At 73.1% G+C, this 23663-nt stretch carries 23 protein-coding genes and 3 tRNA genes; 10 read left to right on the top strand and 16 right to left on the bottom strand.

The window, feature by feature from the left end:
- Positions 1-17: 17 nt before the first annotated feature.
- From K415_RS0110085 to K415_RS0110070, 3 genes are all read right to left on the bottom strand, one after another.
- The gene (locus K415_RS0110085) at positions 18-1181 is read right to left on the bottom strand and encodes a UDP-N-acetylmuramate dehydrogenase (protein ID WP_024286930.1); all 1164 of its coding nucleotides are present in this window, start codon (positions 1179-1181) and stop codon (positions 18-20) included.
- 230 nt (positions 1182-1411) lie between these two features.
- On the bottom strand, positions 1412-2752 hold the full coding sequence (locus K415_RS0110075) for an MFS transporter (RefSeq protein WP_024286928.1): 1341 nt from the start codon (positions 2750-2752) through the stop codon (positions 1412-1414).
- A complete protein-coding gene (locus tag K415_RS0110070) occupies positions 2749-4194 on the bottom strand; it encodes an MFS transporter (RefSeq protein ID WP_024286927.1) in 1446 nt (481 codons plus the stop codon). The genes K415_RS0110075 and K415_RS0110070 overlap by 4 nt, the downstream gene beginning before the upstream one ends.
- Before the next feature lie 211 nt (positions 4195-4405).
- Here K415_RS0110070 and K415_RS0110065 point away from each other — a divergent pair, with 211 nt between their 5' ends.
- Positions 4406-5470 carry a LacI family DNA-binding transcriptional regulator gene (locus K415_RS0110065; protein WP_024286926.1) on the top strand — a complete coding sequence of 355 codons (1065 nt, stop codon included), beginning with the start codon at positions 4406-4408 and terminating at the stop codon, positions 5468-5470.
- 73 nt (positions 5471-5543) lie between these two features.
- On the opposite strand, the gene K415_RS0110060 is transcribed toward K415_RS0110065, so the two are convergent.
- From K415_RS0110060 to K415_RS0110030, 7 genes are all read right to left on the bottom strand, one after another.
- On the bottom strand, positions 5544-5978 hold the full coding sequence (locus K415_RS0110060; RefSeq protein ID WP_024286925.1) for a MaoC family dehydratase: 435 nt from the start codon (positions 5976-5978) through the stop codon (positions 5544-5546).
- Positions 5975-6415 (bottom strand): MaoC family dehydratase N-terminal domain-containing protein, encoded by a 441-nt coding sequence (locus K415_RS0110055; protein ID WP_024286924.1) that lies wholly within the window; start codon positions 6413-6415, stop codon positions 5975-5977. Before K415_RS0110055 ends, K415_RS0110060 begins: the two co-directional genes overlap by 4 nt.
- 38 nt (positions 6416-6453) lie before the next feature.
- Positions 6454-6624: a 50S ribosomal protein L33 gene (rpmG, locus tag K415_RS0110050; RefSeq protein ID WP_024286923.1), complete on the bottom strand. Its 171-nt coding sequence runs from the start codon at positions 6622-6624 to the stop codon at positions 6454-6456.
- Positions 6625-6717: 93 nt separating this feature from the next.
- Positions 6718-6794: transfer RNA gene (locus K415_RS0110045), tRNA-Met, on the bottom strand.
- Positions 6795-6856: 62 nt separating this feature from the next.
- A tRNA-Thr gene (locus K415_RS0110040) sits at positions 6857-6929 on the bottom strand.
- 118 nt (positions 6930-7047) lie between these two features.
- Positions 7048-7791: a glucose 1-dehydrogenase gene (locus K415_RS0110035; protein WP_024286922.1), complete on the bottom strand. Its 744-nt coding sequence runs from the start codon at positions 7789-7791 to the stop codon at positions 7048-7050.
- A gap of 194 nt (positions 7792-7985) precedes the next feature.
- Positions 7986-8070 (bottom strand) — tRNA-Tyr (locus K415_RS0110030).
- A gap of 143 nt (positions 8071-8213) precedes the next feature.
- On the opposite strand from K415_RS0110030, the gene K415_RS0110025 reads away from it, so the two are divergent.
- Positions 8214-8705, top strand: a complete 492-nt coding sequence (locus tag K415_RS0110025; protein WP_024286921.1) for a YajQ family cyclic di-GMP-binding protein — start codon at positions 8214-8216, stop codon at positions 8703-8705.
- Between the two features lie 6 nt (positions 8706-8711).
- Here the strand turns inward: K415_RS0110025 and htpX are convergent, their stop codons facing one another.
- Positions 8712-9584 carry a zinc metalloprotease HtpX gene (gene htpX, locus K415_RS0110020; RefSeq protein WP_024286920.1) on the bottom strand — a complete coding sequence of 291 codons (873 nt, stop codon included), beginning with the start codon at positions 9582-9584 and terminating at the stop codon, positions 8712-8714.
- A 150-nt stretch (positions 9585-9734) separates the two neighbouring features.
- On the opposite strand from htpX, the gene K415_RS0110015 reads away from it, so the two are divergent.
- The 3 genes from K415_RS0110015 (at position 9735) to K415_RS0110005 (ending at position 12233) form a co-directional block, all read left to right on the top strand.
- Positions 9735-10571, top strand: coding sequence for an ABC transporter substrate-binding protein (locus tag K415_RS0110015; protein WP_024286919.1), 837 nt, complete (start codon positions 9735-9737; stop codon positions 10569-10571).
- 64 nt (positions 10572-10635) lie between these two features.
- Positions 10636-11505, top strand: a complete 870-nt coding sequence (locus K415_RS0110010; protein WP_024286918.1) for an amino acid ABC transporter permease — start codon at positions 10636-10638, stop codon at positions 11503-11505.
- Complete coding sequence (locus tag K415_RS0110005; RefSeq protein ID WP_024286917.1) at positions 11502-12233, top strand: amino acid ABC transporter ATP-binding protein; 732 nt, start codon at positions 11502-11504, stop codon at positions 12231-12233. The genes K415_RS0110010 and K415_RS0110005 overlap by 4 nt, the downstream gene beginning before the upstream one ends.
- 178 nt (positions 12234-12411) lie before the next feature.
- Here K415_RS0110005 and K415_RS0110000 read toward each other — a convergent pair whose 3' ends face one another.
- The gene (locus tag K415_RS0110000) at positions 12412-13773 is read right to left on the bottom strand and encodes an FAD-dependent oxidoreductase (protein ID WP_024286916.1); all 1362 of its coding nucleotides are present in this window, start codon (positions 13771-13773) and stop codon (positions 12412-12414) included.
- A 173-nt stretch (positions 13774-13946) separates the two neighbouring features.
- Here K415_RS0110000 and rarD point away from each other — a divergent pair, with 173 nt between their 5' ends.
- Complete coding sequence (gene rarD / locus K415_RS0109995; protein WP_024286915.1) at positions 13947-14981, top strand: EamA family transporter RarD; 1035 nt, start codon at positions 13947-13949, stop codon at positions 14979-14981.
- Here rarD and K415_RS25010 read toward each other — a convergent pair.
- The 4 genes from K415_RS25010 to eccD form a co-directional block, all read right to left on the bottom strand.
- Positions 14954-16600, bottom strand: coding sequence for an RDD family protein (locus K415_RS25010; RefSeq protein WP_024286914.1), 1647 nt, complete (start codon positions 16598-16600; stop codon positions 14954-14956). The two genes, rarD and K415_RS25010, sit on opposite strands and share 28 nt — an antisense overlap.
- 184 nt (positions 16601-16784) lie before the next feature.
- Complete coding sequence (locus K415_RS21730) at positions 16785-18062, bottom strand: S8 family serine peptidase (RefSeq protein WP_024286913.1); 1278 nt, start codon at positions 18060-18062, stop codon at positions 16785-16787.
- A complete protein-coding gene (eccB, locus tag K415_RS0109980; protein WP_155859427.1) occupies positions 18059-19468 on the bottom strand; it encodes a type VII secretion protein EccB in 1410 nt (469 codons plus the stop codon). The genes K415_RS21730 and eccB overlap by 4 nt, the downstream gene beginning before the upstream one ends.
- A gap of 7 nt (positions 19469-19475) precedes the next feature.
- The gene (gene eccD / locus K415_RS0109975) at positions 19476-20825 is read right to left on the bottom strand and encodes a type VII secretion integral membrane protein EccD (protein ID WP_024286911.1); all 1350 of its coding nucleotides are present in this window, start codon (positions 20823-20825) and stop codon (positions 19476-19478) included.
- A gap of 284 nt (positions 20826-21109) precedes the next feature.
- On the opposite strand from eccD, the gene K415_RS0109970 reads away from it, so the two are divergent.
- The 4 genes from K415_RS0109970 (at position 21110) to K415_RS0109955 (ending at position 23658) form a co-directional block, all read left to right on the top strand.
- Entirely contained in the window at positions 21110-21421 is a 312-nt protein-coding gene (locus K415_RS0109970; RefSeq protein WP_024286910.1) for a WXG100 family type VII secretion target, read from the top strand.
- Between the two features lie 30 nt (positions 21422-21451).
- On the top strand, positions 21452-21736 hold the full coding sequence (locus tag K415_RS0109965; protein WP_024286909.1) for a WXG100 family type VII secretion target: 285 nt from the start codon (positions 21452-21454) through the stop codon (positions 21734-21736).
- 147 nt (positions 21737-21883) lie between these two features.
- Complete coding sequence (locus tag K415_RS0109960) at positions 21884-22309, top strand: hypothetical protein (protein ID WP_155859426.1); 426 nt, start codon at positions 21884-21886, stop codon at positions 22307-22309.
- Positions 22309-23658: a S8 family serine peptidase gene (locus K415_RS0109955; protein ID WP_024286907.1), complete on the top strand. Its 1350-nt coding sequence runs from the start codon at positions 22309-22311 to the stop codon at positions 23656-23658. Before K415_RS0109960 ends, K415_RS0109955 begins: the two co-directional genes overlap by 1 nt.
- Positions 23659-23663: the final 5 nt, after the last annotated feature.

Below are 23663 nucleotides of genomic sequence, written 5' to 3'. Positions count from 1 at the left end.
CTCGAGGCGGATCGAGGTCAGAGGCTGCAGCCGACGAGCACCGGTTCGGGCTCGAGGTCGATGCCGAACGTGTCGCGGACGCCGTCGCGCACGGTGCGCGCCAGGGCGAGGAGCTCGGCCGTCGTGCCGCCGCCGCGGTGGGTCAGGGCCAGCGAGTGCTTCGTCGAGAGGCCGACGGTGCCCGGCAGGCCGAAGCCCTTGCCGAAGCCGGCGTGCTCGATCAGCCATGCGGCGCTGGTCTTGACCAGGGTCGGGTCGACGGCGCCCAGGCTCGGCCCGGTCGTGCGCTCGGGGCGCGCCGAGCGCACCTCGAACCGCGGCGCGCCGTCGGGCAACGCATCGGCCAGCGAGGCCTCGACGACCGGGTTGGTGAAGAAGGAGCCGGCACTCCAGGTGTCGTGGTCGGCAGGGTCCAGGACCATGCCCTTGCCTGCCCGCAGCCCCAGGACCGTGGCGCGCACCTCGTCGAGCGGGGCCCGCCCGCCGACCTCGACGCCGAGCCGCCTGGCCAGCTCCGTGTACCCGACGGGCGCCGAGAGGGTGCCGAGCCGCAGCTGGAAGCCGACGTCGAGCACGACGTGCCGGGGAGTCGGTGCGAAGGACGACGGCGTGCCGTCCGGGCCGCGCAGCGAGCGCTTGAGCACCGAGCTGCGATAGCCGAAGTCGAGGTCGACCACCGAGAACGTCCGGATGCGCAGCTCCCCGCGGTCCCAGACCCGGACCGTCGACACGACGCCGGCGACCTCCTGGCCGTAGGCGCCGACATTCTGCACGGGTGTCGCACCGGCCGAGCCGGGGATGCCGGCGAGCGCCTCGATCCCCACCCAGCCCTCGGACACGGCACGGTCGACGACGTCGACCCACGGCGTCCCGGCGGGCACCAGGATGCTCGCTCCCCCGCACGTGTCGGCAGCCTCGACGGTGATGCCGCTGCGGACGTCACGGACCACGAGTCCGGGGAACCCGTCGTCGTGCACCACGACGTTCGACCCGCCGCCGAGGACCAGCACGGGTTCACCGGAGGCGTCCGCCTCGCGTACCGCGGCCGCGAGGTCGTCCGCCGACGTCGTCTCCAGGTAGCGCCCGACGGGACCGCCGAGTCGCAGCGTGGTCAGGTCCGCAAGCGTCGGCGCACTGCTGTGGAGGTCGGGGCTGTGGAGGTCGGGATCGGAGGTCGTCACGGGCTCCAGGCTAGGGCCGCGGGCGGATCAGGACGCGGTGCGGCTGCCGACCGACCCGGGCAGGGGCTCGGCGAATCCGGTTCGGGCTCAGGGCGGTGGCCAGGACGGCGAAGGACGCAGCCCGATCGACCGGGTCGGTCGTGCGCGCCGGGCGGCCCCGGCTGCCCGGCCCGCTCACGGCGTCGGAGGACGGCACCACGCAGCCGGCCGGTGCGCCGCCCGGTCGTCGTTCACCGCTCGGCACCCCGGACGGCTTCGACGTCGGCGGTGCCCGCTGCGCCCTGGGGTCCCGCTGCGCCCTCGGGTCCCGCTGCGCCCTCGGGTCCCGCCGCGCCCTGGGCTCCGGCTGCGCCCGCGGCGGTCGGCAGCGGGTGCAGCGCCTTGAGCACCAGGAGGCCGATCAGCACCGGGGCGGCGACCGCCAGCAGAGCCTGTCGGTAGCCGACGTGCTCGGCGAGCAGGCCGATCAGCGGTGGGCCGACGAAGAACGCGCTGTAGCCGATGGTCGCGACGACGGCGATCCGCGGGGCCGCCCGGCGCGGGTCGTCCGACGCGGCGCTCATGCCGACCGGGAAGCCGAGCGCGGCACCCATGCCCCAGAGCACCACCCCGACCAGGGCGAGACCCAGGCTCGGCACCAGGGCGAACATGGCCAGGCCGACGAGGGACAGGCCGGCCGACAGCCGCAGCACCGCGACCCTGCCCCACCGGTCCAGCAGGCCGGTGCCGAGCAGCCGCATCGCGGTCATCGCGGTGACGAACACACCGAAGGTGAGGGCCCCGACCTCATGCTTCGCACCGAAGCCGTCGACGACCGCCACGCCGACCCAGTCGTTCGCGGCGCCCTCGGTCAGGGCGGCACCGAGCACGACGAGGCCGATCAGGAGCGTGCGGGGCTCGAGCCACGCGGTGCGGGGGACTGTGCCTGCGGCAACCACGCCGGCCTCGTCGACGTGCTCGTGCGGGTGCGCGTCGTGGGTGCCCTCCGGCAGGAAGGAGCGGGCGCACAGGACCACGCCGACCAGGCTCAGGCCGAGGACGACGGCGAGGTGCGCGATGACGGGTGCGGCCAGCCATGCGGCGACCGCGCCGAGACCGGCGCCGGCCATCGTGCCGAACGAGAAGCCGGCGTGGAAGCGGGGCATGATCGCCTTGCCGAGCCGCTGCTCGACAGCGGCGCCCTCGAGGTTCATCGCGGCGTCCCACACGCCGGTACCTATGCCGAAGATCACCAGTGACGGGACGACCCACCAGACCGAGCCCAGGGCGACCCCGGTCGCGGCGAGCAGCAGACCGGCGACGTTGACCACGGCGAAGCCCAGGATGGTGCGCCGCGCACCCAGCCGCTGGACGACGAGGCCGGACAACGGCAGGGCAGCGATCGAGCCGATCGAGCCGACGAGCAGCAGGAGCCCGAGCTGCTCGGGGCGCATCCCGAGCTCGTCGCGGACCGCGGGCAGCCGGGCGGCCCAGCTGGCGAAGTTGAACCCGTTCAGGGCGAAGGTGATGAAGACTGCCGTCGACGCGGCCCGGAGGCTGCGGTCGCTCCCGGTACCGACCGGTGTGCTCACCGCTGCCCCTGGCTGCTCAACTGATGCTCCTGGACGATCTGCTCGAGGGTCACCGGCCGGCGGACGGGCTCACCCGGCAGGACGTGCTCGGAGGCATCCTGCCGCATGGCGGCCCGGTCCGGCACCCGGACCGTGGCCGGCGAACGGACCGTGGCCGTCGCACCGACCGTGTCCGCGGCATCGATCCGGCCCGACAGCGCGGTACCGGCCACGAGGGCGACGGCGATCAGGAGCAGCGCATGCCGCGTGCCGATCTGCTCGGCGACGACGCCGATCAGCGGTGGCGCGGCGATCGAGGCCACCGACGCGAAGGCGGACACGACCGCCACCCGCCCGGCGGCGCGCAGCGGGTCGGTCGAGACCGCGGCCATGCCGATCGGCACCACGAGCCCGGCGCCGAGGCCCCACCCGACCACGCCGACGGCGGCGAGCAGAAGGTTCGGCGCCAACCCGAACAGGGCGAGCCCGGCGAGCGAGACGATGCCCGAGCCGGTCAGGACGACCGCCCGGCCGAACCGGTCGATCAGCCTGGTCCCGGCGAGGCGGGCCGCGGTCATCGACGCGACGAAGACACCGAACACGACAGCCGCCACCGCCTCGGGCTCCGCGAAGCCGTCGACGACGGCGATCGCGAGCCAGTTGTTGGCCGACCCCTCGGAGAGGGCCGCCGACATCACGATGACCCCGACGAGCAAGGTCCTCGGCTCGCGCCATGCACTCAGCGCGGTGCGGAGGCCCGCGCCGCGTCGGGGTGGTGGTCCGTCCTGCAGCGGGGCCGCGGCCACCGGGGCCGGCACGACGGGCAGCACCGCACCCGGTACGGCGAGCAGCCGCCAGACCAGCGTGAGCAGGCTCACCGCGCCGAAGTGCACGAGCAGCGGCATGTGACCCCAGGAGGCGAGCGCACCGACGAGCGAGCCCAGCACCGCGCCGACCGAGAAGGCGGCGTGGAACTGCGGGACGACCGTGCGCCCCATCCGGCGTTCGATGACCACCGTCTCGACGTTCATCGGGACGTTGCCGAGCGCGAAGGACATGCTCATCAGCAGGACGCCGAGCACCAGGACACCGACGCTCCCGACCGTCGGGCCGAGCCCGAGCAGCACGTTGGCGGCGGAGAAGATGACGGCTGCGGTCAGGAGCGTCGTCCTGCTGCCCCATCGCGCGACGAAGGCGCCGGCGATCAGGACCGTGCTCAAGGAGCCGACAGCGCCGACGAGCAGGATCGTGCCGAGCTCTGCTGTCGACAGGTCGAGCGACGCGCGCACCGAGGGGAGCCGCGCGAGCCAGCTCGAGACCGTCAGGCCGAGCAGGAGGTACAGGCCCAGCAGCTGGTGGCGGGCCGTGCGGACCTCGGGGGCGAGGTCGATGTCGGAGGGGTGCCGGGAGGGTCGGCGAGGCGTGGGGTGCTGGGCTGCGCGGTCGGCGCGGGGCTCGAACATTGCGGGTGGGACTCGATCCGGGGTGACGCAGGTGGACGGGTGGCAGGGAAGGAACAGGCGGGCAGGGTGGCGCGACGTCGAGCCGGGGAGGGGTCGTCGCGTCCGGTGGCTCGTCGGCGATGCCGATGTCGAAACGATTCGAGACCTCGCCCACCAGTCTGCCGATAGGCTGGCGCACCGTCAACCGAGAATGCCGATCCGGGCGGGTGAGATGGCACACACGAGACCCACGCTGGCCGATGTCGCGAGCGCCGCGCAGGTATCGGTCTCGACCGCCTCGCTCGCGTTCTCGGGTGCCGGTCCGATCGCCGCCGGGACCCGGGACAGGGTCCGGGCCGCGGCACTCGCGCTCGGCTACACCGGCCCCAACCCGCTGGGTCGGTCGTTGCGCAGCGGCCGGTCCGGCATCGTCGCCGTGGTGATCGGGGACCAGCTCAGCCGGAGCTTCCGGGACCCGGTCGCGATCAAGGTGCTCGACGGTCTGGTCGGGACCCTCGGCACGATGGGCCTCGGCGTCCTGCTCGTCCCGGGCATGCCCGCCACGAACGGCACCGCCGACCTCGACCCGCTCCTCGCCAGCGCCCCGATGGACGTCGCCGTCCTGGTCTGGGGCTCCCGGCGCGCCGACCCCGTCCTCGCGGCCCTCCAGCGGCGCGGCGTGCCGGTCGTCATCGGCGAGGGCCCCGCGGTCGACGGTGTGCCGCTGGTCGGCATCGCCGACCGGCAGGGGACCGCAGACCTTGCGCGGTACCTGACCGGCCTCGGCCACCGGCGGATCGGCGTCGTGACCCTGCCCTTCGGCGGCCCGCGGCGCAACGGCTTCGTCGACGCGGCGCGGATGGAGCAGCTCGACTGGACGCCCACCCGGCACCGTCTCGAGGGTCTCGCCGACGCCGGCGTGGACCCGACGGCCGTGGTCGAGGCCAAGGCCTCGCTCGTCGAGGAGGGCCAGGCGGCCGGTCGGCTCCTGCTCGACGTCGACGAGCCGCCGACCGCCGTGGTCGCGCAGTCCGACCTGCTCGCCGCCGGCGTCCTGATCGCGGCGCGCGACCTCGGCCTGCGCGTCCCGCAGGACGTCTCGATCGCCGGCTTCGACGGCCTGGACCTGCCGTGGATGGCCCCGGACGTGCTGACGACAGTCAGCCAGCCGCTCGAGGCCAAGGGCGAGGCCCTGGGGCGCGCGGTCGCCAAGCTGCTCGCGGGCCAGGTCCCGCCGCCGGTGCGGCTCGACGTCGAGCTCCGGATCGGCACGACGACAGCGCCTCCGCGAGGCTGAGCGCGGCTCGGGAGCGGGCCGCGTCGATCAGGAAGGTCGGGAGCGTCGATCAGGAAGCTCGGGAGCCGGCCGCTCAGAGCCGGACGAGCGCCTGGGCCTTGCCCAGCACGCGGGCCCCGTCGACGGTCACCGTCAGATCGACGCGCACGGTGCGGGCCTCGACGTCGACCACCCCGATCACCGCGGTGACCTCGATCGTCGCGACGCCCGGGTCCGGGACCGGCACCGGCCTGGTGAACCGGACGCCGTAGTCGACCACCGCACCCGGGTCGCCCGCCCAGTCCACGACGAGGTTGACCGCGGCCGCCATGGTGAGCATCCCGTGGGCGATGACGCCCGGCAGGCCCACCTCGGTGGCGAAGCGTTCGTTCCAGTGGATCGGGTTGAGGTCGCCGCTCGCACCGGCGTAGCGGACCAGGTCCCGTCGCTCGAGCGTGACGTTCCGGGTGCCGACGGTCTGTCCGACCTCGAGGTCGGCGAGCTGCGGGCGGCCGGGCGTGCCGTTCACGCGCGCACCGCCAAGGTCGAGACGACCGTCGCGACCGGCGTGCCGTCGGAGTCGGCGATCTCGCAGCGGGTGGTCACCATCGCGAGACCGGCCCGCTCGACGAGCTGGTCCACGTGCAGGACGGTGACCAGCTCGTCCCCGGCGTGGATCGGGCGGTGGTGCGTGAAGCGCTCGTCGGCGTGCACGACGCGGCTGAAGTCGATGCCCGCGTCAGGGTCGTCGATCAGCTGGGCCTCGGCGCGCTGGGCGATCACGACCGCGAAGGTCGGCGCTGCCACGACGTCGGGGTACCCGAGGGCCCGCGCGGCGTCGACGTCGTGGTGCGCCGGATGGGTCGCCCCGACAGCCCGCGCGAAGTCGCGCAGGTGCTCACGGCCGACGGCGTAGGCCGCCGTCGGCGGGTACACCCGTCCGGCGACTGCTGGGTCGATGGCCATCGGCGCGTTCGTCCGTGCGGACGGTGCGGCTCGACCGGTCAGCGGGTCTCGCGGTGCGCGGTGTGCTTGCCGCAGCGCGGGCAGAACTTCGCCAGCTCGAGCCGGTCGGGGTCGTTGCGGCGGTTCTTCTTGGTGATGTAGTTCCGCTCCTTGCAGTCCACGCATGCGAGCGTGATCTTCGGGCGGACGTCCTGGGACTTGCTGGCCACGGTCTTGCCACCTCTCGCGCCGCCTACGCAGCGCCTGGTCTGTCATGCGTCTGTCATGCGCACGCACCGCCGGCCGGTACATGCTGTCCACTGTGGTAGCGGGAGCGGGACTCGAACCCGCGACACCACGATTATGAGCCGTGTGCTCTAACCACCTGAGCTACCCCGCCGCATCGGTACCGTGACGACCGTCCGACGGCAAACCGTCGTGACGACATCCAAGCACCAACAGAGCCCCGAAAGGGAATCGAACCCTTGACCTTCTCCTTACCATGGAGACGCTCTACCGACTGAGCTATCGGGGCAGCGCGTGCCAGGGTACACGGGCTCAGGCACGCGGGCGAAATCGTGACCGGCGCCGCCCGGGTGACATGACCAGCGGGCGGCGCCGTCGTCTCGAGGGCCTCGTCGGCCCGTGCTCGCTCAGCCGGCGGGCGGCAGTGCGCCGAGGACCATGCCGCCGTCGACGGCGAGCTCGGCACCGGTGATGTAGGACGCGTCGTCGCTGGCCAGGAAGGCCACCGCCGCGGCGATCTCACGGACCTCGCCGATGCGCGGCATCGCCTGGGTCGCGAACATCGAGTCGTCCGCGCCGGCAGCCATCGGGGTGCGGATCCCGCCTGGGTGGATCGAGTTGACCCGGATGCCGAAGCGCCCGAGGTCCAGCGCGGCCTCCTTCGTCAGGCCCCGCAGGCCCCACTTGCTCGAGGTGTACGCGGCGAGGCTCGGCAGACCGACGAGGCCGGCAGCGGACGAGATGTTGACGATCGAGCCACCGCCCGCGGACTTCATGTCCGGCACGACGGCCTTGATGCCGAGGAACGGTCCGACGAGGTTCACCGACAGGACACGGCGGAAGTCCTCCTCCTCGGCGGTGTCGACGCTCGCGTAGGACAGGATGCCGGCGTTGTTGACCAACGTCGTGACCGGGCCGAATGCCGCATGGGTCGCCTCGATGGCTGCTGCCCACGACGCGGCGGACGAGACGTCGAGGTGGACGAAGATCGTCGAGTCGGGCAGCTCGGCCGCGAGCGCCTGACCGTCCGCGTCGAGCACGTCCGCGATGACGACCCTGGCGCCCTCGGCCACCAGCCGCCGGGTGTCCTCGGCGCCCATCCCGCGTGCGCCACCAGTGACTATCGCGACCTTGCCGTCCAGACGCGCCATCGTGTGCTCCGTCTCCGACCGGCACTCAGCCGGTTGCTGGGCCGCGAGAACCTGAGGTGTCGGACCGCGGCGTCGTGCTCCTCACGCTAGGCAGCGTGCACCGGCACCAGTAGAGGCGAACGTCCCGGTGGGTGCGGTCCAGCCCGAACGCCGAAGCGCCCCGGTCCGGCGCGTGGCCGGAGCGAGGCGCTCCTTGGTGGCAGGTGAGGGATTCGAACCCCCGTAGGCTACGCCGGCTGATTTACAGTCAGCTCCCTTTGGCCGCTCGGGCAACCTGCCACGTGCACCCCCGCCGACGAACTGCTCGTGCGGCACAGGTGCGGATGGAAGGATAGCAAGTCCGCGCGGCCCTTGAGCACACGGGCCGGCCCACCGGAGCCTCGGTCGCCCCCGACGGCGACCACACCGACCCAGGAGGAGACATGGCAGCCGAGTCCTCGTTCGACGTCGTGAGCAAGGTCGATCGCCAGGAGGTCGACAACGCGCTGAACCAGGCGGCCAAGGAGGTCGCCCAGCGGTACGACTTCAAGAACATCGGCGCCTCGATCGCCTGGAGCGGCGAGACGATCGTGATGACCGCGAACTCCGAGGAGCGGGTCAAGGCGATCCTGGACGTGCTCGAGACCAAGCTCATCCGCCGCGGCATCTCGCTCAAGGCGCTCGAGACCGGCGACCCCAAGCAGTCGGGCAAGGAGTACCGCCTCGAGGCGTCGATCAAGGAGGGCCTGAGCAGCGAGAACGCGAAGAAGCTCGCCAAGATCATCCGCGACGAGGGGCCGAAGGGGATCAAGACGCAGATCACCGGAGACGAGCTGCGCGTCTCGGCCAAGAGCCGCGACGACCTGCAGGCCGCGATCGCCCTGCTCAAGGACGCCGACGTCGACGCCGCACTCCAGTTCGTCAACTACCGCTGACCCCGCTCAGTAGCGGGTGATGGGGCCGGGGCCGGCCATCTGCTCGAGGCGGGCGATCCGCTCGGCCATCGGCGGGTGGGTCGCGAACAGCTTGGCCATCCCGGCGCCGCGGAACGGGTTCGCGATCATCAGGTGCGACACGTCGACCAGGTCGCGGTTGGCCGGCAGCGGAGCGCGCTTCGTCCCGCGCTCGAGCTTGGCCAGCGCGGAGGCCAGGGCCATCGGGTCGCCGGTCAGCCGCGCACCGTCCTCGTCGGCGTCGTACTCCCGGGTCCGGCTGATCGCGAGCTGGATGACCATCGCCGCGATCGGCGCCAGGAAGACCATCGCGAGCATCGCCAGCGGGTTGCCGCCGCGCTCCCGGCCGCCACCGCCGAAGAACATCAGGAGCTGCGCCACCGCCGTGATCATCCCGGCGAGGGCCGCGGCCACGGACGACGTCAGGATGTCGCGGTTGTACACGTGCATGAGCTCGTGGCCGAGCACGCCGCGAAGCTCACGCTCGTCGAGCAGCGTGAGGATCCCCTCGGTGCAGCAGACGGCGGCGTGGCGCGGGTTGCGACCCGTCGCGAAGGCGTTCGGCGCCATCGTCGGGGAGACGTACAGACGCGGCATCGGCTGACGTGCGGAGGTCGAGAGCTCACGGACGATCCGGTACATCGCCGGCTGCTCGATCTCACTGACCGGGTGCGCGTGCATCGCCCGGATCGCGATCCTGTCCGAGTTCCAGTAGCCGTAGGCGGTCCCGAGCAGGCCGAGACCGGCGAACAGCCAGACGTACCGGCCTTCGCCGATCACCGCGCCCAGACCGAGCACGACGACCCAGAGCACCCCGAAGAGCGCCGCCGTCTTGAGCCCGTTGTAGTGCCGCCGATCCACCCGCGTTCCCCTCTCGTCGCGCGACGCCGCCGAGCCCTGAGACCGCCGGCGCATCTGCCAGGACAACGCGGCGGCCGGCCGGCACGTTCCCGTAGGCTGTGCGCGCCGTCCTGCGGCGGCCCTGCGTCCCGCGACTCCCCTGGAGCATCCATGCGCACCACCCGCATCCTCGCCCTGGCCGCTGCGACCGCGCTGACCCTGGCCGCATGCTCCCCGGCCGACGACGCCGAGGCGCCCGCCGACGACGACGCCGGCCTGGCCACCCTGACCGACGGCACCCTGACCATCGGCACCTCCGACCCGAGCTACGAGCCGTGGGTCGTGGACAACGACCCGACCAACGGCGAGGGCTTCGAGTCCGCCGTGGCCTACGCCGTCGCCGCACAGCTCGGCTTCGACGCCGCGCACGTCGAGTGGGTCCCGGTGACCTTCGACCAGATCATCGCGCCCGGCGCCAAGTCCTTCGACATCGCGATCAACCAGGTGTCGATCAGCGACGAGCGCCGCGCCAACCTCGACTTCTCGTCGAGCTACTACGACACGGCACAGGCCGTGGTGACGGTCGAGGGCTCCGCCGCCGCCGATGCCACGACCCTCGCCGAGCTCGCCGACCTGCGGATCGGCGCGATGGTCGGCACGACGAGCGCACAGGTCGCGCAGGACTCGATCGCGCCGAGCACCGACGTCCAGCTGTTCAACGACAACGACCAGGTCAAGCAGGCGCTGACCTCCGGCCTGGTCGACGCGATCGTCGTCGACCTGCCCACCGCGCTGTACATCACCGCGGCCGAGCTGGACGGCGGAATCCTCGCCGGACAGCTGCCGACCGGTGACGCACCGGACCAGTTCGGGCTCGTGCTCGACAAGGGCAGCCCGCTGACCGATGCCGTGACCGCCGCTGTCGACGCCCTGCGCGCCGACGGCACGCTCGCCGACCTCGAGGCCGAGTGGTTGACCGACGCCGCCGGCGCACCGGTCCTCGACTGACTGCCACCACCTGCCGCTGACGACCATCGACGACTGCTGACCATCCCGTGAAGCGACGCCCGACGTGACCGTCTGGACGCCGTCCGAGCGTCAGCGTGCCCGGCTGGCCTACCGGCAGGGCCAGGCGAGGCGGTCGACGGCGGTCGCAGTCGCCAGCACCGTCGCGGTCACCGCCGTCGCCGTGGGGGCGCTGACCAGCTCGCCGGGCTGGCCGCGCGTGCGACAGTCCTTCTTCGACCCCGACGCCGCGATCGCCGCGCTCCCCCGGGTGGCCGAGGGGCTGTGGCTCAACGTGCGCGTGATGGCGGTCAGCGCCGTGCTCATCGTGGTCGTGGCGCTCGGCCTTGCCATCGCCAGGACGCTGCGCGGCCCGGTGTTCTTCCCGCTGCGGGCTGCGGCCACAGCCTACGTGGACATCTTCCGCGGGCTGCCGCTGATCCTGGTGCTGCTCCTGGTGGGCTTCGGGCTCCCGGGGCTGCGACTGCAGGGCATCCCGAGCTCGGCCGTGCTGCTCGGCGGCCTGGCGCTGGTGCTCACCTACTCCGCGTACGTCGCCGAGGTGTTCCGGGCCGGGATCGAGTCGGTGCACCCGTCCCAGGTCGCGTCGGCCCGCTCGCTCGGCCTGAGCCGCGCACAGACCATGCGCACCGTCGTCCTGCCGCAGGCCGTGCGCCGGGTGGTCCCACCGCTGCTCAACGACCTCGTCGCGCTGCAGAAGGACTCCGGGCTGATCTCGATCCTCGGCGCGATCGACGCCGTGCGCGCCGCGCAGATCTCCACGGCCCAGTACGCCAACTTCACGCCCTACGTGGTGGCCGGGGTGCTCTTCGTCGCGCTGACCATCCCGTTGACCCGGCTCACCGACGCCCTGTCGAGGCGCGGCGGCTGGGCCGGCGCCACGAGCGGCCTGGCGGGCGGGGGTGCGCTGCGATGACGGCTCTGCTGCACGTCGAGGGGGTCCGCAAGGCCTTCGGCCCCAACCTGGTGCTCGACTCGATCGACCTCGACGTCGATGCGCACCGCTGCGTCGTCCTGATCGGGGCGTCCGGCTCGGGCAAGTCCACCCTGCTGCGCACCGTGAACCTGCTCGAGGAGGTCGACGACGGCGTGATCCTGCTCGAGGGCGAGGACATCACGGACCCGCGCATGGACGCCGACGCCGTCCGCGCCCGGATGGGCATGGTGTTCCAGGCCTTCAACCTCTTCCCGCACATGCGGGTGCTGGACAACGTGACCCTCGCCTCGCGCCTGGTGCACAGGGCGCGACGGGCCGACGCCGAGGAGCGCGCCCTGGCGATGCTCGAGCGGGTGGGGCTCGCCGACAAGGCGCGGGCGTTCCCCGACGAGCTGTCCGGCGGCCAGCAGCAACGCGTCGCGATCGCGCGGTCGCTGGTCAACTCGCCGCGACTGATGCTGCTCGACGAGGTCACCAGCGCCCTGGACCCTGAGCTGGTCGGTGAGGTGCTCGACCTGCTGACCGACCTCAAGCTCGAGGGCATGACCATGGTTGTCGCGACGCACGAGATGGGCTTCGCCCGCCGGGTGGCGGACGAGGTCTGCTTCCTGCACGCCGGGCGGGTGCACGAGCGCGGCACCCCCGACCAGGTGCTCGACGACCCACAGGAGCAGCGGACCCGCGACTTCCTGCGTCGGCTGCGCTGAGCGGCTCCCCACGGTTCCGTCGCCGCTCCCGCGTGGTCGCCGCTCCCGCGTGTGGAGCGTTCGGTACCCGACACACCGGTGTGTCGGGTACCGAACGCTCCACTCGGGGGCGGAGCGCTCCACTCGGGGGTCGAGCGCTCCACACGAAGCGGTGGGACGCTCGACACGAACGGGTGGGTCAGGTCTCGCGGCGGATGACCGCGAGCATCTCCTCGCGCGGGACCACCTTGATCCGCTCGCGCCCGTGCGGGGCGCCGAGGGCCTGCTCGTAGGTGTCGAGCACCATCCAGCCGGACCACTCGACCGGCTCGACCCCGCGGGCGGCAAGGTGCGCGATGACGGCGGCCGGGTCCGGCTCGGTGGCACGCTCCAGCGCATCCACGTCGGAGACCAGGTGCTTGATCGTCTCGGCGGCGTCCGACTTCGTGTGCCCGATCAGTCCGACCGGTCCGCGCTTGATCCACCCGGTCGTGTAGACCCCGGGCACCGGGGTGCCGTCGGCCTCGACCACGCGGCCCTCGCGGTTGGGGATCACGCCGGCGATCTCGTCGAACGGCAGGTCGGCCAACGGTGAGCCGAAGTAGCCGACCGCGCGGTAGACGGCTTCGACGGGCCAGTCATGGAGCTGACCGGTCCCTGTCACCGAACCGTCACCGGTGAGCACGGTGCGCTCGGTGCGCAGGCCGGTGACGTGGTCCGGCCCGAGGACGGCGACCGGCCGGTGCAGGAAGTGCAGGTGGATCCGCCGGCTCGCGGTCAGGTCCTCGGGCTCCTTGAGAGTCCAGTCGGTGAGGGTCTTGACGACCTGCTTGGTCTGGTTCGAGGAGTGGATGGCGGCCATCGAACCCTCGTCGAAGTCGAAGTCCTCCGGGTAGACGATCACGTCGACGTCGGGTACGTGGCCCATCTCGCGCAGCTCGAGCGGGCTGAACTTGACCTGCGCCGGCCCACGCCGGGCGAAGAGGTGGACGTCGGTCACGGGGTTCGCCAGCAGGCCCTGGTGCACGTTGTCCGGGATCTCGGTGGGCAGCAGGTTCTCCGGGTGCTTGCTGAGCATCCGTGCGACGTCGAGCGCGACGTTGCCCGCGCCCAGGACGGCGACGTGCTTGGCCTCGAGCGGCCAGGTGCGCGGGACGTCCGGGTGGCCGTCGTACCAGGAGACGAAGTCCGCTGCGCCGTAGGAGCCCGGCAGGTCGATGCCGGGGATCGGCAGATCGGCGTCCCGGATCGCCCCGGTGGAGAAGATCACCGCGTCGTAGAAGCGCCGCAGGTCCGTCAACGTCACGTCGGTGCCGTAGTCGACGTTGCTGAGCAGTCGGATGTCCCCGCGCTCGAGGATCTTGTGCAGCGCGACGATGATCTGCTTGATCCGTGGGTGGTCGGGCGCGACGCCGTACCGCACCAGGCCGAACGGCGCCGGCAGCCGCTCGAAGAGGTCGATGCCGACCTCGAGCCCGGACTTGGACAGGATGTCGGCGGCGTAGACGCCGGCCGGCCCCGCGCCGACGATGGCGACGCGCAAGGGGCGGGTTGTGCTCACGGGAGAAGGACACCTTCCGGGAGGGGACGGCTCGGGCGCCGGGCGGGCGCGCCACGCCAGGACACGGCTCAAGTGTAGGCGGGTCGCCAGGTCCGCAACCGGAGTGTGCACCACGTGGGACGACCCGCCTGGCGAAGGCCGACGACGGCGCGTCCAGGGCGTAGGTTCGCGTGATGCAGCCCGCCCCCGGACCGGCCACCGACCCGGCGGCCGCACCCGGGCCCCCGCACGAGGCCGGGCGCACCGCGCACAACCCGGCCGGCGCGCCGTCGGACCTGGACCGGACGGGGCTCGCTCTCGGCTTCGGCGCCTATCTGCTGTGGGGCTTCCTGCCGCTGTACTTCCCGTTGCTCGAGCCGGCCGGACCGGTCGAGATCATCGCGCACCGGGTGGTCTGGTCGTTGCTCTTCTGCCTGCTCATCCTGCTCGTCACGCGGACCTGGGACACCTTCGTCGCCGCGGTGCGCAACCGGCGGACCCTGGCGACGCTCGCCCTGGCCGGCGTGCTGGTCGCGACCAACTGGCTGATCTTCGTGCACGGCGTGCTGAGCGGTCACACCGTCGACACCGCGCTCGGCTACTACATCAACCCGCTGGTGACTGTCGTCCTGGCGGTCGTCGCGCTCGGCGAGCGGCTGCGCACCGCGCAGTGGGTGGCCCTGGGCATCGGCGGGACGGCGGTCGTGGTGATCACCGCGGGGGTGGGGCGGCTGCCGTGGATCGCCCTGGCCCTGGCGGCGACCTTCGGCACCTACGGACTGATCAAGAACCGGGTCGGGCGCACGGTCACGGCGGTGGCCGGCCTCGCCGTGGAGACCGCCGTCGTCGCGCCGCTGGCCCTCGGCTACCTGCTCTGGCTCGCCGCGACCGGCGCCGGGGCCTTCGCGACCAACGGCGCCGGGCACGCACTGATCCTCGCGGCGTCCGGGGTGGTCACCGCAGTGCCGCTGCTGCTGTTCGGCGGTGCGGCCCGCCGGCTGCCGCTGAGCGTCGTGGGCATGCTGCAGTACCTCGCGCCGACGCTGCAGTTCGTCGTCGGGGTGGTGGTGTTCGGCGAGGAGATGCCGGTGGCCCGGTGGTGGGGCTTCGCCCTGGTGTGGGTCGCGCTCGCAGTCCTGACCACCGACGGCCTGCGGACCTCCCGGGTCGATCGGCTCGCACGCCGCGCGCGCCTCGCGGCTCAGGCCTCGAGCACCGTCAGCCAGTAGTCCCCGAAGGCCACGGCAGCACCGGCCGGCACGCGCACCTGCTGCTCGGGCGCGCACAGGATCTGCTGCCCGTCGGCCAGGGTCACGATCGTGCCGTTGGTGGAGTTGCGGTCGTGCAGCCAGACGCCGTCGGCGTCCACCCCGATCGCCAGGTGCGTCTTGGAGACGGACTTGGCCCGGTCTGCGACGACGATGACCTGGTCCGGGGTGCGCTCACCCGGCCGGGGCGTGGGGTTGCGGCCGATCAGGGCGGTGCCCTCGAGGAACACCCTGCGGTCGTCCCAGAGCAGCAGCGTCGCGCACGGCACCGCTCGGGCACCGTGCGGGATCTCCTCGACAGCGCGCCGCGAGGCCGACGACATCCGGGTCATCTCGACGTCGTCGTCGAGCTCCTTGAACGCGGGTGCGGGCGCCGGCGCGGGCGCGGCCCTCGGTACGACGGGCTCGTCGAGGCCGCTCGCGAGCAGTGGTCGCGGGACCGAGGAGATGATGCCGCCCCCGGCTGCGTGCCGGGCGCCGCGCGTCGGGGCGCTCGCCAGGGCGGCATCCGCGGGCAGGGCGCGCTCGGGTGCCGAGGCGGACCCAGGTGTCGGCGCGGTGTCCGACGCCTGGGCGTGCTCGCTGTCCGGCACGGACTCCGATACCCGCGGAGCCTCCCGGCTCACGACGGGCTCGGGGGCCGGCGGAGCCGGGACCGGTGGCAGGCCGAGGTCGGAACCCACGGGGCCGACCCGAGGGACCGGCTGTGCCGGCACGGCCGGCCGGTCCATCCACGGCGCTGGTGCGGCCGGGGGAACGGGCGGGAACGTCGGCCCGAGGACCAGCAGGGGCGCCGGCACCGGCGGTGCAGGCGGGGCCGGCGGAGCCGGGACCGGTGGCAGGCCGAGGTCGGAACCCACGGGGCCGACCCGAGGGACCGGCTGTGCCGGCACGGCCGGCCGGTCCATCCACGGCGCTGGTGCGGCCGGGGGAACGGGCGGGAACGTCGGCCCGAGGACCAGCAGGGGCGCCGGCACCGGCGGTGCAGGCGGGGCCGGCGGCGCAGGCGGGGCCGGCGGCCCGCTGTCGGACGGGCTCTGCAGCAGGCCGTCCAGACGCCGGACGGCCTCGGGTGCGCCCACGCCGGGGCCGGCCGTCGCCGGGTCCCGGCCGACGGTCGTGTCGAACACCATGGTGCCGGCGACCTTGTCGTGCCACCCCTGCCGCCGACCGCTGGAGTCGAAGAACGGCGAGACGTACACCAGCGCCTGCCCGACGACGACCAGCGACCCGGCGGCCGGGACGAGCAGCCGCAGGAACGCCCGGCCCATGCCGACCGGCTGCCCGGTCCGCGCGCACAACGCTCGCAGCCCGACGAGCTTCTTCCCGACGGTGAAGCCGCGGGTGCCCAGGAACCACCACTGGAAGACCCCGAAGCCGAGCAGGATCACGTAGCCGACGCCGAGGATCGGCGAGACGCTGACCACGGGCACGCCCGACGGGTCCTGCATCGACCGGATCAGCGGGAGCATCCCCGCGACGACGAAGCCACCACCGAGGATCACGAAGGCGACCATGTCGATGACGTAGGCCAGCAGACGCTTGCCCATCGTGGCGGGAACGGCTCCGGGCGTCGGCATGCGGTCTCGTCACCTTTCCTGGTCGATGGGAGTGCGCTGGTCGATGGGCGTGCGGTTGCGGTGCGCGCCGTGCCCGTTCAGGGCACGGCTGCCGGCTGGCGCGGGGGGCACCACAGGGCACATCGGCATCGCGGGGCCCTGACCTGAGCCCGGTCACCCGATCGCGTGCGGTCCGCAGCGCACCTCACCCCGGGGAGCGCGGGCGGGGCCGTCGTGCCCGCAGCTGGGAGACGAGCACAGCGGCCGTGCACACGACGACGCCGGCCAGCAGCCACCATGCGGAGATCGCCTGCGCCGGGGCGAGCAGGTCCTCGTCCGCGTGCACCTCGAGGGCCGCAGCGACCGGCCCGGCGGCGGGCGGCGCAGGGTGCACGGGGCTCGCCGGACCGGGCGCCGAGCCGTCGTCGACGAAGGCGAGCGCGGCCGACGGACGGACGACGCCCCAGCCGACCATGTCGTCGCGGGCGTCGAGGCTCACCCGGGCCGCGGTGACCTCCAGCCGGTGCGCCCACTGCGCCGGGCTCTCGTCCGGGAAGCGCTGCGCGACCAGGGCCGCCGCGGCGCTCACGTAGGCGGTCGCGAAGCTGGCCGAGGCCTGGTCGGCGGCGAGCAAGCAGTCCCCGGCGGCGAAGTAGGTGGTGAGCACGTTCGTGCCAGGTGCTGCGACATCCACGTGCGGGCCGTGGATGGAGTCGTCGGTGGCCTGGTCCTGGTCGTCGACGGCGGTGACCGCGAGCACCTCGGGGTAGGCCGCCGGATAGCGCGGGGAGTCCTCGGTCTGGGTGGTCGTGTTGCGGTTCCCTGCGCTGGCGACGATCAGCGAACCGGCCTCGGTGGCGACCCGCACGGCGTCCCGCAGCACCGCGTCGTCGATCGGCGAGCTGATCGAGACGTTGATGATCGCTGCGCCGTGCTCGGCCGCGTACCGGATGCCGGCGGCGACCAGGTCGTTGCGCGGTGCGGTGCCGGACTGCTCGTCGTCGACGTAGTAGACCCGGACGGGCAGGATCGTCGCGGCCGGCGCCAGGCCGACCACTCCCGAGCCCACCACGGGCCGCGCGGCGATCTGCCCGGCGATCGCGGTGCCGTGGCCGGCGACGTCGGTGAGCCCCGTCGGGTCGCCCTCGAGCCCGACCAGGTCGACGCCCGGCAGCACGGCGCCGGCGAGGTGGGCGTTGGCGGGGTCCACCCCGGAGTCGACGACGGCCACCACGACCCCGGCCCCCGAGGCGAGCCGCCACGCGGCGTCCGCCCCGAGCCGGGCCAGGGCGGGTGGCGCCTCCGGCCGGAGCACAGTGACGTCCGGGCTGCACTCCTGCGTCGTCGCCCGCGCGGCGGGAGCCGAGGCGACCGACGCCGCGATGCCCAGCACCGAGCCCGCAGCCAGGACGGCGCACGCGACCAGGACCGGGACGATCGGCCCCGGTGCTGCCCCGGGCGCCCCGCGCGCACCGGCGGTCATGATCCGGTGGCGCCCTGGTAGGGCTGGGCCGCGGCCGTGTCGTTGAGCGCGGGACCTGACGCGAACAGGGCGATCCACTCCTGCGGCACAGGCGTGACGTCCGCGGCCGTGTAGCCGAGGCGCGCGAGGATCTCGTCGGTGGCCGAGACCGGGAAGGCGGTGCCGGTCTGGTCGATCAGCAGGATCGGCCCACCGAGGCCGGGGCCGGCCGTCGACTGCACCAGCGCGCCACCCGCCGACTCGACCCCGATCCGGGTCGGGCTGCCGTCGGCGGCGAACAGGATCTCGGCGCTGGCGGCCAGGTGCACCGTCGGTGCCGTACCCGGCCCGACGTCGGTGTCCAGCAGCGCGCACGCGGAGTCACCGGCCGGCAGCACCTGCGGTGCCACCAGCGGCCAGTCGGCCGGGACTGTCGGTTGCGCGGCGGTGTCCATACCGGCGATCTGCAGGCCCGTGACCCCGATGTCCGGGCCGGCGGCCTGTCCGGACCCGAGCCGGTAGAGGCTGTCGGCCACGTCCGAGAGCGGCGCGAGCTCACCGTCCGGGTTCACGACGTAGCGCCGACCGTCGTCGGTGACCGTGAGCACCGAGCCCACCAGCGCGCCGGGCGGCGCCACGACGCCCGGCGGTACGGGCGAGCCGACACCGTCGACGACGAGCGGGGCGAGGTCGGCGCCGGGCGGGAAGAGGTTGAGCCACAGTGCACCGACCGCCCACGGGGTCTGCGTGTCGAGACCCATCGCGCGCAGCACGGCGGTGCCGTACTCGCTGGGCACCCGGTGGCGGCGCCCGTCGGTCACCACGTACTGCTCCCCCGCGGTCTCCACCAGGACTCCGAGGCGTGGCAGCGTCGGGTCGGCGGCGGCCGCCACGACGGCTGCGTCGACCTCCGCGACGATCGCCGCCACCTCCGGACCGTCGGACAGCACGGTGGCCAGCAGGCCGGTCGGCGCGGTGCACGAGATCCAGCCGGTGTTGATCAGGCGGTCGTCCCGGGGCAGCGCGTCGGGGGCACCGGGGATGCCGCGCGTCACGCCGCGGGGCGCATCGGCGATCTTGTCCTCGCCGACCTGCAGCACCGCGAACGAACCGGCCGGGATCATCAGCCGCGCGCTGGTCACGTTCAGGACGGGGTACAGGATCCCCTCGACGGCGACGTAGCGGGAGCCGGTGTCCGTGGTGACGAGCGTGTTGTTGTCCCAGCCGTCCTTGAGCGCCGGCTTGAGGTACCCGGACGCGAGCCCGCCGAGGATCAGCAGCACGGTCAGGGCGATCCCGGCGACCAGACCCCGCATCGGCTTGGTCGCCTCGAGCTCGCGCCCGCCGGGCGCGCCGGAGACGAACGCGGTGAGCAGCCGCCGTCGGCTGTACGTCTGGGCCTCGATGAGCTCCTTCTTGGTCGCCATCGTCGGGTCAGACCAGCCCGGAGGCAGCAGCACCGAGCGGCAGCAGGAGCACCAGGCAGAGCAGCTCGAGGGTGTCGGCCAGCCGGCCCATCGCCACCCGTCGGCGCGGGGCGACCAGGCTCAGCGCGATCACGAGGGCCGCGGCGGTTCCGGCGATGACCGCCAGCACGGGGCGCCAGGACGGGTGGGCGGCGGCAGCGAGCACCCCGGTCATCGTCAGGCCGATGATCCCGGCGCCCATCACCACCATGACGTCCTGCCGGGAGTAGGTCTGCCGGACGCTGAGCAGCATCCCGACGAAGGCGACAGTGACCAGCAGCGTCCCGGCGAACCCGGTGGTCACGACGGCGGGCGCCGCGACCAGCGCGAGCGCTGCGACGGCCAGCCGCAGGGAGACCTGCAGCCGGTGACCACTGCCGTACTGCTCGCGCACGGCGACGGGATCGACGCCGGCCGGGTCGAGCAGGATCTCGGTGTCGCTGCGCGGCGAGACGACCCGCAGCGGCGTGCTCGCCAGGGCCAGCCACGGGATGCCGTTGCCGGCGGTGACGACGATCGCCACGACCAGCGCGAGCACCGTCCCCGGCACGACGTCGGCCGCGGCCACCGTGCCGCCGACGACGGCGAGGGTCAGCCCGAGCACCGCCGGTGCGACACAGATCTCGCGCCCGGTGGTGAGTGCCGGGATGCCGAGCAGGGCGACGACGAGCATGCCGATCCCCGCGTACGCCGTCGGCGGGCCCCACGAGGCCGGCTCGCTGCCGACCGTGAGCCCTGCGACGAGCCCGAAGGCGGTGGCCGTCAGGACGAGCGTGCGCGCCCCGACGTCGTGCGCGCCGACCCGCGCGACGACGGCCGCCGCGCCGAGCACGAGCAGCGCGCCGGCGACCGCGATCACCGGCGGGAACAGCGACGACGGTTCCGCGCCGAGCAGCAGGACGGCGCCGGCGAGCAGGAAGGCGGCAGCGGCGAAGACCGCGGTGAGGGCGGAGTCCTGAGGTGTCCACGGTGCGTACTGGCCCTCGACGGCGTCGGCGACGGCCTCCACGACGTCGTCGTAGACGCGCACCTGGACGACCTGCGCTCCGGACTCGAGCGCGAGCACGGCCCCGTCCTCGACACCTTGGGCCTGCAGGCTGCGGTCGGAGTCCAGTGTGGCACCGTCGGACCGGACCAGCCGGAAGCCGCCGTAGACCGTCGCGGGGTCGAGCAGACCGAGGGTGCGGGCCAGGCCCGGCACCAGCTCGGCGACGGGCACGTTGCCCGGGGCCCCGAGGTCGACGGAACGATCGCCCGCGGTCACCGAGACCCGGACGAGCGTCCCCAGCGCTCCAGGGGTCGAGGTCGCAGCGGTCATCCGGGTCCTTCGGTCGGTTCGCCTGGCTGGAGCACGTCGGCCGTCAGCATAGTGAGCCCCGGCGTCGGGCGGGGTGGCCTGTCCCGGTTGCGACCCTATTGATCAGATTCTCCGGATTCACCCTCCGGGCCGGTCCTGAGTCGTCTACGGTGGGGCACGGTGTCCGGTCTCGGGTGCCCGTGCGGCCGTGCCGGTCATGTGCCGGTTATGTGCCGGCTGTATGCCGGTTGTGCCGGTCGTGCGCTGGTCTGGCCCTGCTGGGGCCATATGAGGGGGAGGTGGCTATGGCGGGCGAAGTTTCTGCAGCCGATGGTGCGCTCAAGGCTGGTGCGGCTGCTGTCGCACAGTCCCGTGCCGAGCTCAAGCAAGAGCTGAGCTCACTCGAGGGGAAGCTGGCCGGTATCGGCAGCGCGTGGAAGGGTCAGGGCGCGGTGGCGTTCACCACGTTGATGAACCGGTGGCGCGACGACGCCACGAAGATCATCAACGCGCTGAACGAGTTCGAGGCGAACCTCCAGTCCTCGCAGTCGTCCTACACCGCAGCCGACGACGCACAGTCCTCGGCCATGAGCCGGCTCACCAGCCGGCTCGGCTGACCCCCGACCCGGCACGAAAGGCCACACCTGATGAGCGACCTGAAGGTCAACTTCTCTGCGCTGTCCACTGCGGCAGCCGACATCGGCTCGGGCGCGAACAAGCTCGAGCAGACCCTTGCCAGCATGGACAAGTCCCTGCAGCCGCTGCGGGCCAACTGGTCCGGCGAGGCCTCGGCCTCCTACGAGGGCTCCAAGGCCAAGTGGACCGCCGCGATCACCGACATGAAGGCCCTGCTGGCCGACATCGGCCGTGCGGTGGACACCTCCGGCCAGGACTACAAGTCCACCGAGACCAACAACGCGGCTCGCTGGTAGCAGCGGAACAGCACGTCCAGCACCACATCGAGCAACGCCCCGGCGCGCGCGATCAGCCGCACCGGCACCGCTGGTGACAGTGACGGTCGCCCCCAACCCGATCCGGGTTGGGGGCGCGCCGCCGCCGCCACCGGGTAGGGGGAAACCATGGAGGACGCAGTGGCACAGTCCGTCGAGATGACCGCCTCGGTCGTCGCCAGCAGGGTCTCGCTGCTGAACCAGCTGCTGGACGACCTCGACACCGCGCAGCCCTCGCTGGCCCACGTGGAGGAGCGGCAGTCGGCGTCCATGTGGACGGACATCCCGTCGTGCGCGGCGTTCGTGGCGAACTACCAGGATGCTCTCTGGACGACCCAGCAGAACCTGCGCACGATCCGGACCGAGATCGAGGCCCTGGCCGTCGGGCTCAAGGCCAGTGCCGACGCCTTGACGGACATCGACGAGACCACGCGTCAGGACCTCGTCGACCTGGTGGCTCGGCTCGACGAGGATCGCCCCGCCCAGTCCCCGGCCCGGCCGGCGGGCGTGGTCGTGGACGCGCCGCCAGCGAACACGCCGTCGGGACACATGTAGTGCCCGCTCTCCGGTCCTGGTCGGCGCGCGCGGCCACCCTCCTCGCCGCCGTGCTCGCGCTGGGCGTGCTGGCTGGTCCGGCGGCGGGGGTCGCCGACCCGAGCGATGAGGGTCTGTGGTACGCGACGCAGACCAGCATCCCGACGGTCCACGAGGTCACCCGCGGTGCGGGCATGACGATCGCGGTGATCGACGGGCCGATCAACCCCGACGCCCCCGACCTGGTCGGTACCGACCTGGTCACCCATGACGGCCTGTGCGCCAACGCCGACGGGTCGATCACCCCGGGCACCAGCACCGAGGATGCCGCCGAGCACGCCACGGCCGTGGTCTCATTGCTGATCGGCACCGGCACCGGTGTCGGTGGCCGGCGCGGGGTGCTCGGGGTGGCTCCCGAGGCCCGGGTCCTGCACTACAACATGGTCCCCGCGGGTTGGGTCGAGGGCATCCCGGCGAACCAGAACCCGACCTGCTACATCGACGGCCTGCCGCTCGGCGACGTGGTGGCCCAGGCCGCGGCGATCGACCTGGCCGTGGCCGAGGGCGCCGACATCATCAGCATCTCGTCCACCGGCGCATCCGATGTCAGGTTCGGCGACGCGCTCGCCCGCGCCTACCAGGCCGGGGTGATCCTGGTGGCCGGGGTCAACAACGTCGAGGGCGAGGGCCTGGGCTTTCCCGCCGACGCCAACGGCGCGATCGCCGTGGAGATGGTCGGCCCCAACGCGGAGCTGATCGATCCGACCATGGTCAACGAGTACCTGACCATCCTGGCCCCCGGCGCGCAGATCCGGGTCCTCGCCGCCAATGGTGGGGCCTGGGACACCTACGAGATCGCCCAGGGATCCTCCTTCGCGACCCCGTTCGTGGCCGGGGCCCTGGCCCTGGCCTGGTCGGTGCACCCGCAGGCCACGGCCAACCAGATGATCCAGTCCCTGATCCGCAACACCGGCGACACCCCCGACCACGAACCGGTCCACGACGACACCTGGGGTTACGGGACCATCTCGACGAAGAACCTCCTCACGATCGACCCCACCGGCTACCCCGACGTCAACCCGCTGCTCCGCCCCTTCACCGACGAGCACGCCATCCCGTCCACCGAGCTGATCCTCGGCCACGGCCCCGAACCCACCGAGACCCCCGAGCCCACCGGCGAGCCCACGGTCGAGCCGACCGCCGAACCCACGACCCCGGCCCCGGACCCGGGCACGGCCTCGACGTTCCCGGTGCTGCCCGTAGCCCTGGGCGTCGGCGCACTGCTGCTGGTCGCCGGCCTGGCCACCGCCGTCCTGCGCGCCCGCCGGCCCGCAAGCCCGCCGACGACACCCAACCCACCGACCGCCTGAGGCCT

It is taken from the genome of Cellulomonas sp. KRMCY2 (genome assembly GCF_000526515.1).
Classification (GTDB): domain Bacteria; phylum Actinomycetota; class Actinomycetes; order Actinomycetales; family Cellulomonadaceae; genus Actinotalea.
The sequence above is the reverse complement of the archived record's forward strand: the minus strand, read 5'-3'. Positions and strand labels throughout refer to the sequence as shown.